The organism is Algoriphagus sp. NF (assembly GCF_028823735.1).
GTDB classification, from domain to species: domain Bacteria; phylum Bacteroidota; class Bacteroidia; order Cytophagales; family Cyclobacteriaceae; genus Algoriphagus; species Algoriphagus marincola.
Genome location: NZ_JAPEIB010000055.1, coordinates 1 through 16,547, shown reverse-complemented (window position 1 = coordinate 16,547; position 16,547 = coordinate 1). Strand labels below are relative to the sequence as shown.

Below are 16,547 nucleotides of genomic sequence, written 5' to 3'. Positions count from 1 at the left end.
TTTTTTGGGCATCAGATTATGGGATATTTGACGTACTTCCTGAATAGATTGACTAAGCAACCCCATGGACTTTTCTTTGGACTTTTGTTCCTCATCAGATCCAGGCTTTTTCCCCAGATTTCCTACAAATATCTTGGCAGCGGTAAGGCTTTGTCCCAGTCCATCGTGTAGCTCGCGGGCTATTCGTGATCGTTCATTTTCTTCTGCCTCAATGACTGCCTTCAGTCGATTTTTCTCTTCGATCGCTATGAGGTTTTGAATCTCGAGCTGCTTTCGGTACCGACTCCTGTTGTACCACAATCCTCCCACCAGTGAGATTAAAATAAACCCACCTCCGGAGATAAACAGCTGCATTCGGTTGATCGATCTTTGTTGAGCTATATCTGCTTCTTGCAAAGCGATGAGTTGTTCTTTTTTCTCAGTTTCATAGCGTACCTCCATCTCCGAAAGACTGGCAGCTTTTTGGGCATTAAAAAGAGAGTCGGTGAGTTTGTTGTAATCTTCAAGGGCTTTGTAGCCTTCCTCCTGATCCTTTAGAGCTATTTTGCTCATGGCAAATGTCATTAGAGCTGAGGCATTGGCAGATCTGATTTGAAGTGAATCAGAAATTTTAAGGGATAAGTCTGCCAGTCGAGCGGCTTCTTCGAATCTTCCTGTTTTCAAGTAGAGATTTGCCAGTTCGGCATACCGATTCATCAGGTGAGATTGATTGACCAGCCCTTTGGAGATAGCGATAGCTTCCAAATAGAGATTTTCTGCCTCGGAGTAATTTCCTCGTCTTTCTAAGTTGGCCGCTAATCCTGAATAGGACTTGGATTCTTCAATGGGATAGTCCAGGGCTTCTGAAATCTTGAGGCTTTCAAACAAGATGGAGTCAGACTTTTCATATTCCTCCAATTCTGTGTAGATATATGAGAGGTTGCCGAGAGATGTCATGATATCGATACTATCAAGAATGGCCCTTCTGAGGTCATGAGATTCTTTTCCGAAGGTCAAAGCCTTATCGAAATCCCCCAAAGATTGGTAGATCAGCCCGATGTTGTTCGAGACCATGGCTTTATCATAGAGGCTTTCCTCTAGATCATAGCTTTTTTTGGCTTTATAGAAATGCTCCAATGCCTCCGTCAAAAGCCCTTTATTCCAATAATACATTCCAATATTATTGTCGAAATGGGCAAGCTGAAGTTCTTCGCCTGCTATTTCTGCCAATGCACGGCCTTTTCTATAGTACCAAATGGTGGAGTCAGGCCGGTTGGATTCATAGTATACTACCCCTTTGATTCGGTAGGTGATGATTTCACCTAAAGTATCTTGATACTTGATGGCAAAATTTTCTGCTTTATTGACATAGTGTAAAGCAGAATCAGTGTTCTCCTGAGCATAGTAAAAGCCAATTCGGAGTAAATCCAATACCTGATCTTTTTCCTCTAGTTTCCCGAGTGCTTGGCGAAGTGAGTCAGGATAAAGATAAACCTGAGCATTAATTTCAAAAATTACGAAAAAGGAGAAGAGTGTCAGGAGATTCTTCATTCCTGAACATACTAAATTCATTTTTTATCTGAAATTCCAAAGGAATTTTTTTGTGTAAGTATGTGGTTTTTTGTATTTCGAACCTTGTGATTTTTTCTGATGATCATTTCACTAATTAGATCATTTTATCTCTGAAGAGTAGTTTTTGGCGGATTTTTCGAAATAGGGAGATCATGTTTCTTTAGGTCGTCTGCTGGATAGAAACCCGAAAATCGGTTTTTGAAATCGGCAATTGACGTACTCGAACCCCGGTCGCATTGAAAATAGCATTGGTGATTGCAGGAGCAATCACCGGTGTGCTCGGTTCGCCTGCACCTCCCGGAGGATTTCCGGAATTGATGATATGCGTCTCTATTTTAGGAGCTTCACTCATGCGGGTGACCTGATAATCATGGAAATTGCTCTGGGCCACCGCTCCATTTTCAATCGTGATTTCACCGCTCATCGCTGCTGCCAGTCCATAGATGATTCCACTTTCCATCTGCGCTTTGAATCCATCCGGATGAATGGCAAAGCCGGCGTCTGCCACACAAACTACCCGGTGAACTTTGACCTTTCCTTCCACATTCACCTCCACTTCTGCAACTTCCGCCACAATAGAGCCGAAGGATTGGGCAATAGCGATCCCTCTTCCCCAATTGGTAGGCAAAGGGGAATCCCAATCAGATTTTTCTTGAATCAGGTCAAGTACTTTCTGAAATCTTGGTTTGTCCTGAGTAAGGCTTTTTCTGAAAGCTAAAGGGTCTTTCTTCGCTGCAAATGCGAGTTCATCTATAAAGGATTCGGTCAAAAATCCATGTACAGAATGGTCCACACTTCGCCAATTACCCCAAGGAACAAATGAGTTGGGACTCGTAAACTGAATCAATTGATTGGGAACAGAGTAGGGTAAATCCGCCGCTTCAGGTGGATGGTGCTTAAACAAAAACTGATGAGAATAAGCCACCGGATTTCCGGACTCATCCAAACCGGCCTTCATGCGGCTGATCGTTGCCTCGCGGTACACGTCATGCTGGGTGTCTTCTTCCCGTGACCAGATCAATTTGACTGGATAATCTACTTCCTTGGCTATTGCAACCGCCTGCTTGATCACATCTGTCTCAGATCTTCGTCCAAAACCACCACCCAAAAGCTGATTGTGTACAGTGACTTGGTCGGGAGAAATATCCAAAAGCTCAGCCACGGCAGCTTTTGCACCTAAGGGGTTTTGGCTTCCGCACCAGATTTCGCATTTCCCGTCATGAACCCATGCAGTACAGTTCATCGGCTCCATAGTGGCATGGGCCAAAAACGGAAGTTGGTATTCTGCCTCGACGATTGTCTCTGCTTCGGAAAGGGCAGTAAGTGCATCTCCGGATCGAAAATGCTCTTCAATGCTTCCCTCTTCCAGTGCTTTGTCCATGGCCATTTGATACCCTTTGAAAATATCATCCTGGCTTTTTCCATCATTTTCTGTGGATTCAAATTCGATGTTTAGACGATCTATGGCACTTTTTGCCTGCCAATAACCTTCAGCAACCACAGCCACAGCATGTTCCAGATTCAGAACTTTCAACACTCCTTCACTATCTGAAGGGATAGAAGTATCTACGGTTTTCACTTTCGCTCCAAATACCGGGGCAGCCTTGATCGTGGCATATTTCATATTGGGAAGGATCACATCCATTCCAAACTTAGCTGTGCCAGTGACTTTGGCTGGTATATCCAATCTGGGCTGAGAAGTGCCCATGAGGGTAAATTCCTCAGGGTTTTTCAATCGAGGTTGCTTGGGAGCTTTAACTTTGGCGGCTGCTTGAGCTAATTCGGCAAAGGTTGCGCTTTGATTGCTAGCAGGATGCGAAATGGTACTTTTCTCGGCTTTGAGTTCTTCGACTGGCACTTTCCAAGTATCTGCGGCAGCCTGGAGCAGCATTGCCTTGGCAGCAGCCCCGGCGATTCGCATTCCTTGTTGACCGGTAAACCTCACGGAGGCACTACCCCCTGTGATTTGAAAATCCATTGATTTCACTGCGGTGAGGAAAACCCCATCGATGGTTCCTTCTAAAAACTTGGGGAAAGTCTTATTTCCGGCGATAAATCCTTTGGCTACCACATAATTGGCATATTCCTTATCGGCAGGAGCCTCCATAAATTTCACCTTAGACCAGTCTGCATCCATTTCGTCGGCCAGCATCATCGCTAAGGTAGTGTGCACGCCTTGCCCCATTTCTGCGTGAGGAATGATGGCTGTGACTGTATTATCCGGGGATATTTTCAGCCAGATATTCATGACTGTTTCGCCCTCTTCGGCGATTAAACCAGCCACTTTGGAGGATCGGTTGCCCGGGCGGATTGCCACTCCGATTACAAGTGCACCACTTGCTAAAATTCCTGTACCGATAAAGGCTCTTCTAGTCCACTTTTTCATGTGTATTTAATTTTATTTTTAAAGGCCACAACTTGTCCCGAGTATCGGGGTGGAATCTCACTCGATTTCCCTTATCTATCGGGGTATTCCACTGTTTGTCGAATTTCGTCGTGCTTGTCTACTTCAGACAGGCTCGATTTCATGGGAGTAGGGGATTAGAGGTGGAGGCTTGGAGTACTGCTGAGGCACGCTTGATTGCCGATTTGATCCGTCCATACATACCGCAGCGGCAGATATTTCCTGACATGGCCTGCTCGATTTCCTCGTCCGAAGGAGTTGGATTTTCATTCAAAAGGGCTACTGCAGACATGATTTGTCCAGATTGGCAGTAGCCACATTGGGGAGTTTGCTCTTCGATCCAAGCTTGCTGAACGATGTGTAAGGTGTTTTCATCATGAGCAATGCCCTCAATAGTCGTAATGTTTTTCCCTTCTACAGAAGATGCAGGAGTGATACAAGACCGGATTGGCTTACCGTCAACATGGACCGTGCAGGCCCCGCATTGAGCTATTCCGCAACCGAATTTGGTTCCGGTCAACTCACATTGCTCACGGATTACCCAAAGGAGTGGCATTCCTGCAGGGGCTTCCACGGGATATTCTTTTCCGTTTATAGTCAGGTTAATCATGATCAGTTTTTAAGGTAAGAGATTCAATATCAGTATTTTCCGGCATTTATTTCCCTAAAATACAAAAAGGTCATCGAGGTAAGGTGACAAACAATTGAGATTGTATCAGCCAAGTCCCCGATTTTTTAGTCCATTGAGCAGAATATTTTCCACCTACTGTGGCTTCTTCCGAACCTTCTACAAATCCTTTCCAGGTACCAGTTTCCCAGGCGAGTTGCGTTTCCGGATTGACAATGATTTCATCGGGAGTTCGTATCCAATACATTCTGGGTCCCTGCACTTCCTGTACATAGTCCATCAAGGCTTCTTTTCCTGAAATTAGGGTTCCGGCGCCTGTAGTGATTAAAACATCGTCTGTCAGAAAAGTTGCGTTTAATTCCTCGTCAAAAGCGCGTAAGGCTTGATTGGAAGCTTCTCTTTGTGCAAGAATCTGAGATTTCTCAGATTCCTGCGCAAAGGTGAAATGGAATAAAAAGCAAAAAAATAGGCAGCTTAATCCCTTCATTTTTGATCGCGATAATGATTAAACCAGCTTAAAATCGCGGCACTTTTACTCATTAGCATACTGGGTCGGTTCACCAATCCATGAGAGGCATTGGGAATGCGAACCATGGCAGATTCAACACCCTGAAGTTTCAGCGCTGTATAGTATTGTTCGGATTCTGAAATAGGGGTTCGGAAATCCTTTTCTCCTGTAAGAAGCATGGTTGGTGTGGTGACATTACCTACCAAGGATAGCGGGGACCTTCTCCAGTAGTTTTCGATATCTTCCCATGGCATTGCTCCAAACCAATATTTACCGAAAAATGCGGCACCATCAGCATGAAGCACAAAACTTGTCCAGTTGATCACAGGTTTGGCCACCACAGCTGCTTTAAAGCGATCGGTTTTTCCGACGATCCAAGCAGTCAAAACTCCCCCACCAGAGCCACCTGTCACAAAAAGATTTTCGGTGTCGATGTAACCTTTTTCAATAACTGCGTCTACACCTGACATCAGGTCTTCATAATCATGATTGGGGTAGTCATGATGAATCAAGTTGCCAAATTCCTGGCCGTAGCCGGTACTCCCTCTTGGATTGGTGTAAAGTACCACATAGCCTGCAGCAGCATAAGCTTGAATTTCATAGGCGAAGGAAGGCCCATACATCGCAAAGGGACCACCGTGGATCTCTAAAATGAATGGATACTTTTTGTTTGGGTCAAAGTCAGGAGGGGTCACGATCCAGCCTTGAATTCTCTTTCCATCAAAGCTGGATTCCCACCAGATTTCTTCTGTTTTTCCAATTTTTCGGTAGGAGAAAACATCATCATTCAAAGCAGTAAGTCGGGAGGTATTTCCACCATTCCAGACTGCCAAATCAGCTGGATGCTCAGACCCTCCCAAGGTGTAGGCGATTCGGTTGTTGGTTGAAACAGAATAGGTTCCAGAATTATAAGGTCTTCCTAAATCCAATCCGCCTAGACCTTCTACCAGGGTTCGGATTTTTCCATTCAGGGAAACATGGGCTACTTTGGTGTCCCCAAATTCATCGTATTGAAAATAGATTCCTTGGCCATTCGCTTCCCATTGTGGATTTCCAGCATCTCTGTCTAGGTCAGCTGTCAGGTTTTTGATTCCCGTTCCATCCGTGTTCATTACATAAAGATGTGTGACTTGGTACCCTTGGAAGCTATCGTCAAATCCAGTGTAAGCAATCATTTTTCCATCTGGTGATAGAGTTGGACCCGAATCAGGACCAAAACGGGAAGTCAAGGCGGTGATCTTTCCACTCGCTAAATCAAGTTGGTAGATTTCGGAGTTTGCTGGCTCCAATTCCGAATTTTCATGAAGATTGGCAGAGAAAAAGAGGCTTTGACCATCAGCAGACCAGATAGGAGATCCGTAATTCTGATCATCAAAAGTTCGCTGTCTCGCGGTACCACCAGAAAGGCCTATGGTAAAAATTTGTCTATACCCAGGGCTTACATAGCCTCCGCCATCTCTTCGGTAGACCATTTCATCAATAAAGATCGGTGGAGCATTCCATTCTGCACCTTGTGGTTTGGAGGGGATTTTCAGTAAGGAATTTGCCTTGGCAGGGACGAATTGAGTGAAAGCTAAATGCTGATTGTCATAGGACCAGGATACAGCACTAGGAGGAGTTGCTGAGTTGGTGAGCGCTACGGAGCTTTTGGTGTCGAAGTAATGGACGAAGAGCTTCACCTTGTCATCTTGTTGATTCGACAGAAAAGCCAATTTACTTCCATCGTGCGACCAAACGGGTGCATAGTCCCGTTGATTACCTTGAGTAATGGGGCGATTTTGTGTTCCATCCGCATTGACAATCCATAAATTGGAATAGTCTCGATCGGTCATGATATCCTTGAAGTTGCGGACATAGACGATCTTGCTTCCATCTGGAGAAATACTCGGGCTAGTGACATATTCGAGATCGAAGAGATCTGTCAATTCGAGATTTGTTTTTTGCTGGGCGATGGTCAGCGAATACAGCCCGAAAGAAAGAAAAAGGAAAACCAGTACTTTTTTCATGGTATTATTAGTTAATGATAGGTTGATTGGATCTTTTTTTAATCTGCGTTCTTAGTATATAGATGACGGCTAATAGCAATATGAAAATGCCTATTGCTAATAATTCATTATTGCTTAGTTGAAAAAATACCCAGGCTAAAGCGATCAGGGTTATGATTCCAATGCTATTTCCAAAGGGTACTCGAAAGTAGTTGGGGACCACGGATTTATTTTTCCAGCGAAATTTGAGATAGGCCAGGACAGCTCCAAAGTAGATTACCAAGGAAGCTCCTGTGACCAATACCAACAAATACCGGAAGCTGCCAGATGCTGCGAAAGCAAATTCTAAAACACCCAAGAATAATATAGCCACATAGGGAGTACCGTGGGAAGGATGTACTTTGGAAAGAACCGGATGAAGCAATCCGTCTTTTGCGCCTGCATATAGGATTCTAGGAAGAAGTGTAATAATGGAACTTAAAGTGCTCCAAACTGCAATAAAAGAGAGAATCAATACCAACAGAAATCCCGTTTCCCCAAAAATCACTTTGGCTAATTCAGCTAAAGGAGCTTCCTGATTAGTAAGCATCAAATCTCCCAAAACTCCTTGTGCGGCAAGGTGGATGGTACAAAATCCTAAAATCACCATTACAATACCTAAAATAAAACCCATAGGGCCTGTTCGGGTAGGATCTTTCATTTCTCCGCCATTGGCTATAGCGAGTTCCCCTCCCAAAAAGGCAAAAATGAGTAAAATGGAAGCCTCTCCAACTTTCCCGAATTCAGGAAGTCCTTCCCAACTGATATTGGCAAAATCAATTTGGGTAAGTGCAATACTGACTAAAGCCATCAGAGATAGTACCTTAGTCCAAGTGAGGATTTTGATAAAGACCATGCTGTCTTTTATTCCCTTAAAATTTAAAAAACAGCTGAAAGCGGTGATGACAGCGAAGAAGGCAACCCTCATCCCGGTTTCTTTGAAAATGGGAAAGTATGAACCTGCAATATCAGCCAGGGCGTTCATCAAGGCACCGCATGCTAAAACTCCTACCCCCAACCAATAAAGAATATTGGCAATAAATCCGGCCATGGGGCCAAAGGCACGATTGATGTAAACATACAAACCTCCGGTATCTGGCACTCGGCTGCCCAATTCTCCAAAACATAGTCCAAGACACATAAAAATAAATCCGCAGAAGATGTAGGCCAGAATACTGGCATGGCCCAAAATCCCATAAACCAAAGCCGGTAAAAGGAATATCCCACTACCAATGGAAATGCTAAGCACATTGGTAATGACACCACCCATTCCCACTTCACGCTTCAGCTCAGTTCTTTGTTTTTCTACCATTTTTTAATCTTTTAAGCCCTCTCCACGTCGAGGAGTTGGGGTTCTGACACCAACAGATTTTGAATAGGTATTCCATTCCTGAAGCAATTCTTCGTATTTCTCAGGATAGCGTTTTTTCACATTGTTTTGCTCGTCCCGTGATACGGACAAGTCATACAGTTCAAAGTTTTCTTCTGAATAGGGAGCAGTGATATTGAGTAATTTCCACTTACCTTTTCGAAGCATGATTCGACCTCGATGCTCCAAAGCAAATACATAGGTGGAATCGTGGATTTCATTTTTTCCTTCCTGTAGAATGGGTAAGAGAGACTTTCCAGCTAGTGGCTTGACTTCCTTTCCTTTCCAATCGGCAGGATATTCCAAATCTGCGAGTTGATAAAAAGTAGGGGCCAGATCCATCACTGTCACAAATTGATCCACAATTTGGTTGGTTTGAAGTACGGATGAACCTGCAATGATCATGGGAGCAATCATACCTCCTTCGGTAGTATATCCTTTGAAGTAGCGGTAGGGGGAGCTGCCTGCCTCAGCCCATTGAGGGCCATAGGAAATGAAGGAGTTTTCCTTACCCATTTCTTCATAGGAGTCAGTGTAATTTTCTTGAAGAAAAGGACCAAAGTAAGGGCGATAATAAAAGTCTTCTGCTGCCGCTCCGTTGTCAGACACAAAGACAATTAGGGTGTTTTCATATAATCCTTTTTCCTTTAAGTAGCTCACTAATCGGCCCACATTGAAATCGAGGTTGTCAACCATTCCAGCATAGAGCTCCATTTTCCGGGCTTCTTTTTGTTGCTCTTCGGGAGAAAGGGAATCCCAAGGAGTGACAATTGGGTGTAATTCCGGAAGTGAGGCATTGGGCGGGATGATTCCAGCTTTTTTGAGGGATTCCAGCCTTTTTTTTCGTAGAACTTCGTAGCCCTCATCGTACCTGTCTTCATATTTTTTCCAATACTTTTCATCCACCTGAAGTGGCCAATGGGGTGAAGTGTAGGCGGCAAAAGCAAAAAAAGGTTGTTTGTCTTCTCGATTGGACTCGATATAGGAAATCAGCTTGTCTGTATAAAAATCAGTAGAGTAGGCACCTTCTGGCCAGTTAGCTTTTTGGCCGTTTTCGGTGTAAGGGGATTCAGGAGCATCAGGGAAAATACCCCTGCTACTGTAATGATTCGCACCTCCCTCTAAGGTCACAAAGGATTTTTCGAAGCCTTTTCGATGCGGATTGTCCTCGGGACGTAGCCCTAGATGCCATTTACCCACGGTGTAGGTGTGATATCCTGCTTGCTGAAGTAATTCTGGTATTGGAATGATTCGCTCACTCAAATGTCCTTCATAGCCAGGTACACCAGTGACTAGGTCTTGCGATCCCATTCCTGCTACATGATTGTAATTACCAGATAGCATCATGGCCCGGGTAACGGCGCAAAAAGGAGCAGTATGATATTGACTAAAGCGGATTCCTTCTTTTGCCAATTGATCCAGACTTGGCGTTTCGATGTCTCCACCAAAGGACCCAAGGTCTGCATAAGCCAAATCATCTGCTACAATCAGAAGGATGTTTGGGGCTTTTTCTGGCGAATTTGGTTTGGAGCAGGAAAAAATTAAAAGGCTAAGTAATGCCAAAAGAGTGGTAGCTGAATAAAAATGTGAGAAATATTGCCTTTTCATGCTGCTGAATGATTTTTCTCGAAGACAAACCACATTTTTAATTTTCCCTTCCCTTTGACCTCCAATTCACCTCTATATTCGAACTCAAGTCCTTCTTCATCCTGAATTTCAGCATAGGTGTTTTCGGAGATATTGATTTTGTTTAACTCACAAGCTCCTTCCATTCTTTGAGCTGTATTGACTGTGTCTCCCCAGATATCAAACTGAAATTTTTTGATTCCTACGATTCCTGCCACCACTGGACCTGTGTTGATTCCTACCCGCATATCAAACTTTGCATTACTAGGCGTGGAAGGGTTGTTATTTCGCTGTATGATAAAGTCTCTCATCTCCAGAGCAGCCCTCACTACCGCCTGTACTTCCGATTTCTTATTTAGCCCTCCAGCTGCCATGTAGGCATCACCGATCGTTTTGATTTTTTCCAATCCATGGGAAGCGATGATTTCATCAAATTTTTTGAAACAGGTATTTAACTCATTGACCAACTCCTTGGCACTCAAATGCTGAGCTTTTTGGGTGAAATCAGCAAAGTCTGTAAAAATCACGGTTACCTCTTCAAAATCCCTTGCTTCTGAAAATCCCTTTTCTTTCAATTCCTCTGCAACTTCTGCCGGCAAAATATTGAGCAAAAGCTTGTCAGAACGATCTTTTTCTGCCTCAATGACCTCATTGGATTTCTTGATAAAGACATACCTTCTCCACCAAAGGATGACGAGAATCAGCAAGAATAGTCCAGAGATCAGGAAAATAAGCTGTCGATTCCGCTCGACTTTCAGCCTTTCTTCAAACAGTAGGCTTTGCTCACGCATTTGCTGTGCATTTTGGATGCTGTCTAGAAGTTGCTTTTTTTCAAAATCATAATTCAGCATCAGTTGGGTAATCTCCTTGGTGTTTGATTCATTGCGAATACTATCTCTGAGAGCGATGGATTTTTTCAGGAAGGTAAGCTCATCACGGGCATTCCCTGATTTCTCAGCGACCTCCATCAGTCTCTCGTAAGCCATTCGGGTGACCTTTACTTCGGAGGCCTTTTCTGCATTCTCCAGCGATTTTTCCGCATGGAACTTAGAAAGATTGACTTGGTTTTTTTGGAGATACAATGCCGCTAGCCTGTTGTGAGTGTACGCCAAGCCTCTCGTGTAGCCTAGGGAATCTCGAATTCTCAAGGCTTCCAGCAGGGTTTCTTCTGCCAAGTCCAAATCACCCTTGTTGGCATAATTATTCCCCAAATTGCTAAGAGATAGTCCAATGGAGTAAGGGTTTTTGGTTTGAATTGCGATATCGAGCGCATGTTTATGGTAGAAAATAGCCGAATCAATCGGTCCAGTATGTTCGAAAATAATGGCGAGATTATTCAAAGAGGTATGGACTCGGCCTAAGTCGCCTACCCCTTCTTCGAGAGCCAGAGACTTTCTCGCATAGTCGAAAGCTTCATCATAATCGTACTGATCATAGTAAATGAGACTGAGGGAATTGTAAACACTGGCAATGCCGGTCGGTACCTCATGCTCTTCATAAATGGCTAGGGCGGAAAGGTGGTTGGAAATTGCTTTTTCTAGGTCCCCAAAAAACGCATAAATATTGGCAGAGAATGAGTGTGCTCTTGCTCTTTCCTTCCATAGATTTCGGGAAGCGAGTTTAGGGATTATTCTTTCTATGGATTTTGGATCGTAGGTAGCCGGATTTAATTCTTGCTGAGCCATCAAAAGGTAAAGCTGAGACTTCAGTATCCGGGCACTGTCTTTTTTAGCTTCGCTTTTTTCAAGTGCCTCCTGGGCAAGTTGAATAGCTTCTTCGTATCGATGTTCGGAGTAGCTGTCAAAGCTGAGTAGAATCAAACTGTCAACCCCAGTGATAGATTGACCAAATAGCTGGCAGGTAGTTAAAAAAAAGACACAATAAAAAATTAAACTTCTCATTCTTTTTTACTGTCAAGGTGTTTAAAATGACTGTTGTCCTGTGGGCCTCTCACGACTAGGCTAGGTGGTAAGGGTCCCAGTTGCTTTACTGCCAAATCCATCGCTCGCATCATCTGAGCTAGCTTTTCAGGATTTTCCTTGGCGAGGTTTGTTGTTTCTCCGGGATCGGTTTTTAGGTTAAAAAGGAGGGTGTCGTGAGCGGCTACCGCTTTCATGCCTCGACTACCCACATACCCTTCAAAAGGTCTCTTTATCTTCCAGTCCCCCTGTCTAAATCCTCGTTGGTCGGAAAGCATGTAATAGACGTATTCATCACCTTCCCGTATACCATTCTCAAAGAGTACTGCACTCAGATCTTTCCCGTCTATCGCCCGATCCTGAGGAATTTCAGCCCCCACCAACTTGCAAAAAGTCGGAAACCAGTCCATCTGCGTTGCTAGGTCTTCATAAACCTGACCCGGATCGATCTTTCCTTTCCACATGGCAACCGTTGGAGCCCGAACTCCACCCTCAAAAGTGTATTGCTTCCCTTCTCTTAGAGGTCCTGCCGAGCCGCCATGGTCTTCCATGACTAGCCAAGGGCCATTGTCTGAAGAAAAGACAATCATGGTGTTTTCTAGTAGATCTTTTTCTTCCAGTTTTTTCAGGATTTCTCCCACACTCCAGTCTATTTCCTGGATCACATCCCCATAAAGCCCCCGATCAGAACTTCCTTCAAACTCCGGGGAAGCATAAATCGGGACATGGGGCATATTGTGCGCTAGGTAAAGCAAAAATGTCTTTCCAGCTGCCTGATCGATGAATTCCAGGGATTTTTGAGTGTAAGTTTTCGTGGTAAATCGCTGGTTGACGGAAATCGAATCGATCTCATTGTCTTTTAAGTAAACCACCGAAGCCATGTCATTGCTATAGGGTATTCCATAATAAGAGTCAAAGCCTTGATTGAGTGGAAGGTACTTTTCCATGTGCCCGAGGTGCCACTTTCCCACAGCAGCAGTTTGATAGCCCTTTTCTTTCAGGATTTCGGCAAAAGTGATTTCCTCAGGAGCCATGCCCGTAAGGCTTTCTGGAAAAAAGACGGCATTGATTCCCATCCGTTGGGGCATACGTCCCGTCAAAAGACCTGCTCTGGAAGGGCTACAAACTGGTGATGCCGAAAGAAAGGAGGTGAACTTGATACCTTCACTTGCGATCCGGTCAATATTCGGAGTTTGGATATCGGTAGCTCCGAAGCAACCCAAATCTCCGTAGCCAAGATCATCGGTGAAGATGAAAACTATATTGGGATATGACTCAGAGTCGGGTGGGGGAGTGCCTTCCTTTTGATTGCAGGAAAGGAAAAACACCAAAATGATCAAATACAATCCGAATACTCTCATGGCTTTTTCATTTTTGGGAAGGGATGCGCTTCATGCTCAGAATATACACATTTTCTATGGGCCTGTCGCGCTCGTCAGTTTCCACCGCTGCAATGGCATCTATGACTTCGAGGCCTGAAATCGTCTGGCCAAAGACGGTGTAGTTTTGATCTAGGTGTGGGGTTCCACCTATGGATTTGTAGATTTTTACATGCTCCTCAGGAATCTCGTATTTTTCAAAATCCTCAAATCCGGCTACTACCTGATCCAACTTTTTGCTCAGAGAAAGAAAACTGGCGGTATCCTTAGCTTCTCTCGCTAGCTCCAGGGAATCAATGAGACTTTTGTTGTCCGGATGGTTTCTGGCAAAATGGCGTTGCAGCATGCTGTTGATTCTACCTTGATTGTGCTGAATCAGGCTATCATTTTGGATTTTTCCCTGCACCAAATAAAATTGAGTACTGCTCGATGCCCGCTGCAGATTGCCCGTTCGGGCGGCAGCTAAGGCCCCTTTTTGATGAAAAAGCTCAGAGTGGATTTCCGCAGGAACTTGATATGGTAAATCATTACTCCCCAATTGCTCTCCGGTTTTCGCAGTTTTACTTTTGGTGTCACCTCCCTGTATCATAAAGTCCTGTATGACTCGGTGGAAAAGCAAACTGTCGTATATTCCATCGTTAACCAGTTTTAAAAAATTGTCACGGTGCTGTGGAGTCTCGTTAAAGAGTTCGACGACTATGATGCCTTTACTAGTCTGAATCTCTACCTGTGGACGATCCTGAGCCAAGCAGGTTTGATAACTCTCAAAAATCAATACCAAAATGATCAAAAGCTTATTCATGTTCTTAATTGAGCTTATGAATAATTAAAATTAATGTTGATGTGCTAGTCGATGTTTCCTAAGAATATCTTCCCCAAAGTCATTTCCTTTTTCCCTGAAAATGGAGTGGATGTGATTGGCATTATCTAAGAATCCAACATTGTCATACTCGATCAAAAAGTCTGGACTATGGATGATGTAATAATGGGGCTTCATCGGCTCGTAACTTCCGATCCAGGCAAAATATACCTCATCCATTCCTCGAGCATGTAGCTTTGCTAAATGTTCCTCGGCCTTGAGATGATCTAGATTGGCCACATATTCTTCAATTAGATAGTGAAGGATTTGCTGCTGGCTTTCCGAAAGTTCGGATCCTTTGATACCCTGAAATTTTTCCAGCCATTGGGGCCTTCCTGGACTGGTGATGATATCACCTGGAACATCCTCAGAAAGTGTCGCTTTTTTCTTTTGCTCCTCATCCAGTGAGTTGACAAACCAAAACCCATAGTCTTCTTCCTTGCTCAAAGGTCTCAATCCGGCATATTGGGTATCTTCAACCACAGCGGGATCAGAACCTAGAAACAGCGGAGTCATGCTAAATTCATCTCCCGAAACGGTCAGATTTAGGGAGATATGATGCCCCTCGAATTTCAATCCCCAATGCGTATCGGTTTTGGGATTGCCTGCGATAGCTAAAAAGTAATTCCCATAATCCCAGTTTAAACCTCGGATCATTTTTATAGCATTTTCATTCAACTCCCCACGCCCATATTTGATTTCGAAGAGTTCATGGAGAATATCATCCACTTGCATGATCGCGAAGGTTTTCAAATATCCTTGTGAGCTGAGAAAAGAGCTTAAAACCTGATGAAAGGCAATTTTGCTCTTTTCAGAAAGTAGGCCGTATTGAAGACCGGCCCTAGGAGCTAGTCCAAGAGGTAAATTGGTCCATTCAGTTCGGACAGAGTCTGCAAATTCAATCATTAATTCATCCTCTTGCCCGTCTTCCAGGGTTTCGATAAACCTTAGGGTTTTTTCCTGAATAGATGTGACGCTCTGTGCAAAAAGAAGAATAGGGAAAAAGCAAGCTACTAGAGAGGAGATTAGTTTTAATTGCATGGACAATAAAAGATAAAGGCGTTTTACTATGCCTGAATGGAAAAAGAATCTTGTAAAAGATAGAATAAAAAATTCTATAATTCTAAAAAAAGTCCAAAAAAGTGGGAACGTTACTTACCTTTTTAAAATCACTTTGTGGTACTCTCGGTTTTCGCCCCAACTGATCTCTAGGGTGTAGACTCCGGCAGCCTTATCTCTCAGAATCAAGGATAGTTGCTGACTTAGGAGCTTAGCAGATTTGCCTGAAATGCTGTCGAATACTCCTGTAGCTGCAATAACGCGAACAGTGATTTCTTCATCATTATAGGCACCGGTATCAATCATTTCCAAGTTGATTGGATCTCCGGAAGTCGGATTCGGGAATACTCTCCAATAAGTAACTCCAGACATTGGGTTGACTTGGATGGCTCTGATATCACTATAGGTAGAGTCTCCATCAAAATCAAATTGCTTCAATCGATAGAAAATATCTCCTCCCGCTAGAGGTAGCTTGCGATCTTGATAGAAATATTCTACCGGTCCATCGGAATAACCTGCACCTGTCACCTCTCCTATTTTTTCCCAATCGGTAACATTATTGACAGAGCGCTCTATTTCAAAGCGATCATTTTCCCATTCTTTGGCAGTTGCCCAACTTAAATCCCCAGAGCGAAGAGCTGCATTGTAATCAGCCTTAAAGTAGAGGTATTCAACTGGAAGAATTCGGAAATTAGGGTAGCGGATAAATACAACTCCTGGAGCACCATTACCACCTCCAGTGTATCCAGCCCCACCTCCTGATCCAGGGGTCTGACCTGGTAGTCCAGTTCCATTAAATGATCCATCCCCACCAGAACTATTGCTTCCTCCCAAACCAGATGCATTGATACTTTGGCTTCCAGCGGCATTTCCCCCACCCCCCGCAGCAAACGATCTGTTTTCATTAATATCAAAGTCAATAAAGTTGAGGCCTGGACCACCGTCTCCACCCTTATTTCCAAAAAGTGCGTCATCATTGTAATCACCATCCAGACCGGCACCACCAGCCCCTCCACCGCCACCTCCTGCGATTGGACGAATAGAACCAAACCTAGTTGTGTGTAAAGAGCTTCCGCCTATGTTTCCACCACTAGCAGGCTGCGGTATTGCATCGGCACCTCCACCAGTGTAGAATAGTGTGTTCTCATCCGAGTAACCTCCTGCTCCTCCTGAGGAGGACCCGCCTGCGGCGCCCCTTCGAATTGCATTGGAAGTAGGCGA

General features: G+C 44.1%; 12 protein-coding genes. All 12 read right to left on the bottom strand.

Going from position 1 to position 16,547, the window contains the following annotated elements; genetic code table 11:
• On the bottom strand, positions 1-1,551 hold a 1,551-nt coding region (locus OU792_RS17445; RefSeq protein WP_274670889.1), incomplete at its 3' end, for a tetratricopeptide repeat-containing sensor histidine kinase.
• A gap of 160 nt (positions 1,552-1,711) precedes the next feature.
• On the bottom strand, positions 1,712-3,937 hold the full coding sequence (locus OU792_RS17440) for a xanthine dehydrogenase family protein molybdopterin-binding subunit (protein ID WP_134199366.1): 2,226 nt from the start codon (positions 3,935-3,937) through the stop codon (positions 1,712-1,714).
• Positions 3,938-4,076: 139 nt separating this feature from the next.
• Positions 4,077-4,571, bottom strand: a complete 495-nt coding sequence (locus tag OU792_RS17435) for a (2Fe-2S)-binding protein (RefSeq protein ID WP_274670890.1) — start codon at positions 4,569-4,571, stop codon at positions 4,077-4,079.
• Between the two features lie 64 nt (positions 4,572-4,635).
• Entirely contained in the window at positions 4,636-5,070 is a 435-nt protein-coding gene (locus OU792_RS17430; RefSeq protein ID WP_134199370.1) for a YybH family protein, read from the bottom strand.
• On the bottom strand, positions 5,067-7,097 hold the full coding sequence (locus OU792_RS17425; protein ID WP_134199372.1) for a S9 family peptidase: 2,031 nt from the start codon (positions 7,095-7,097) through the stop codon (positions 5,067-5,069). Before OU792_RS17425 ends, OU792_RS17430 begins: the two co-directional genes overlap by 4 nt.
• Before the next feature lie 7 nt (positions 7,098-7,104).
• Positions 7,105-8,427: an APC family permease gene (locus OU792_RS17420; RefSeq protein ID WP_134199374.1), complete on the bottom strand. Its 1,323-nt coding sequence runs from the start codon at positions 8,425-8,427 to the stop codon at positions 7,105-7,107.
• Positions 8,428-8,430: 3 nt separating this feature from the next.
• Positions 8,431-10,092: an arylsulfatase gene (locus tag OU792_RS17415; protein WP_274670888.1), complete on the bottom strand. Its 1,662-nt coding sequence runs from the start codon at positions 10,090-10,092 to the stop codon at positions 8,431-8,433.
• Entirely contained in the window at positions 10,089-12,011 is a 1,923-nt protein-coding gene (locus OU792_RS17410) for an adenylate/guanylate cyclase domain-containing protein (protein ID WP_274670887.1), read from the bottom strand. The genes OU792_RS17415 and OU792_RS17410 overlap by 4 nt, the downstream gene beginning before the upstream one ends.
• On the bottom strand, positions 12,008-13,390 hold the full coding sequence (locus OU792_RS17405; RefSeq protein WP_274670886.1) for a sulfatase family protein: 1,383 nt from the start codon (positions 13,388-13,390) through the stop codon (positions 12,008-12,010). Before OU792_RS17405 ends, OU792_RS17410 begins: the two co-directional genes overlap by 4 nt.
• Before the next feature lie 7 nt (positions 13,391-13,397).
• Entirely contained in the window at positions 13,398-14,210 is an 813-nt protein-coding gene (locus OU792_RS17400; RefSeq protein WP_274670885.1) for a peptidylprolyl isomerase, read from the bottom strand.
• Positions 14,211-14,240: 30 nt separating this feature from the next.
• Positions 14,241-15,308 carry a DUF3500 domain-containing protein gene (locus tag OU792_RS17395; protein WP_274670884.1) on the bottom strand — a complete coding sequence of 356 codons (1,068 nt, stop codon included), beginning with the start codon at positions 15,306-15,308 and terminating at the stop codon, positions 14,241-14,243.
• Positions 15,309-15,422: 114 nt separating this feature from the next.
• On the bottom strand, positions 15,423-16,547 hold a 1,125-nt coding region (locus tag OU792_RS17390; protein ID WP_274670883.1), incomplete at its 5' end, for a T9SS type A sorting domain-containing protein.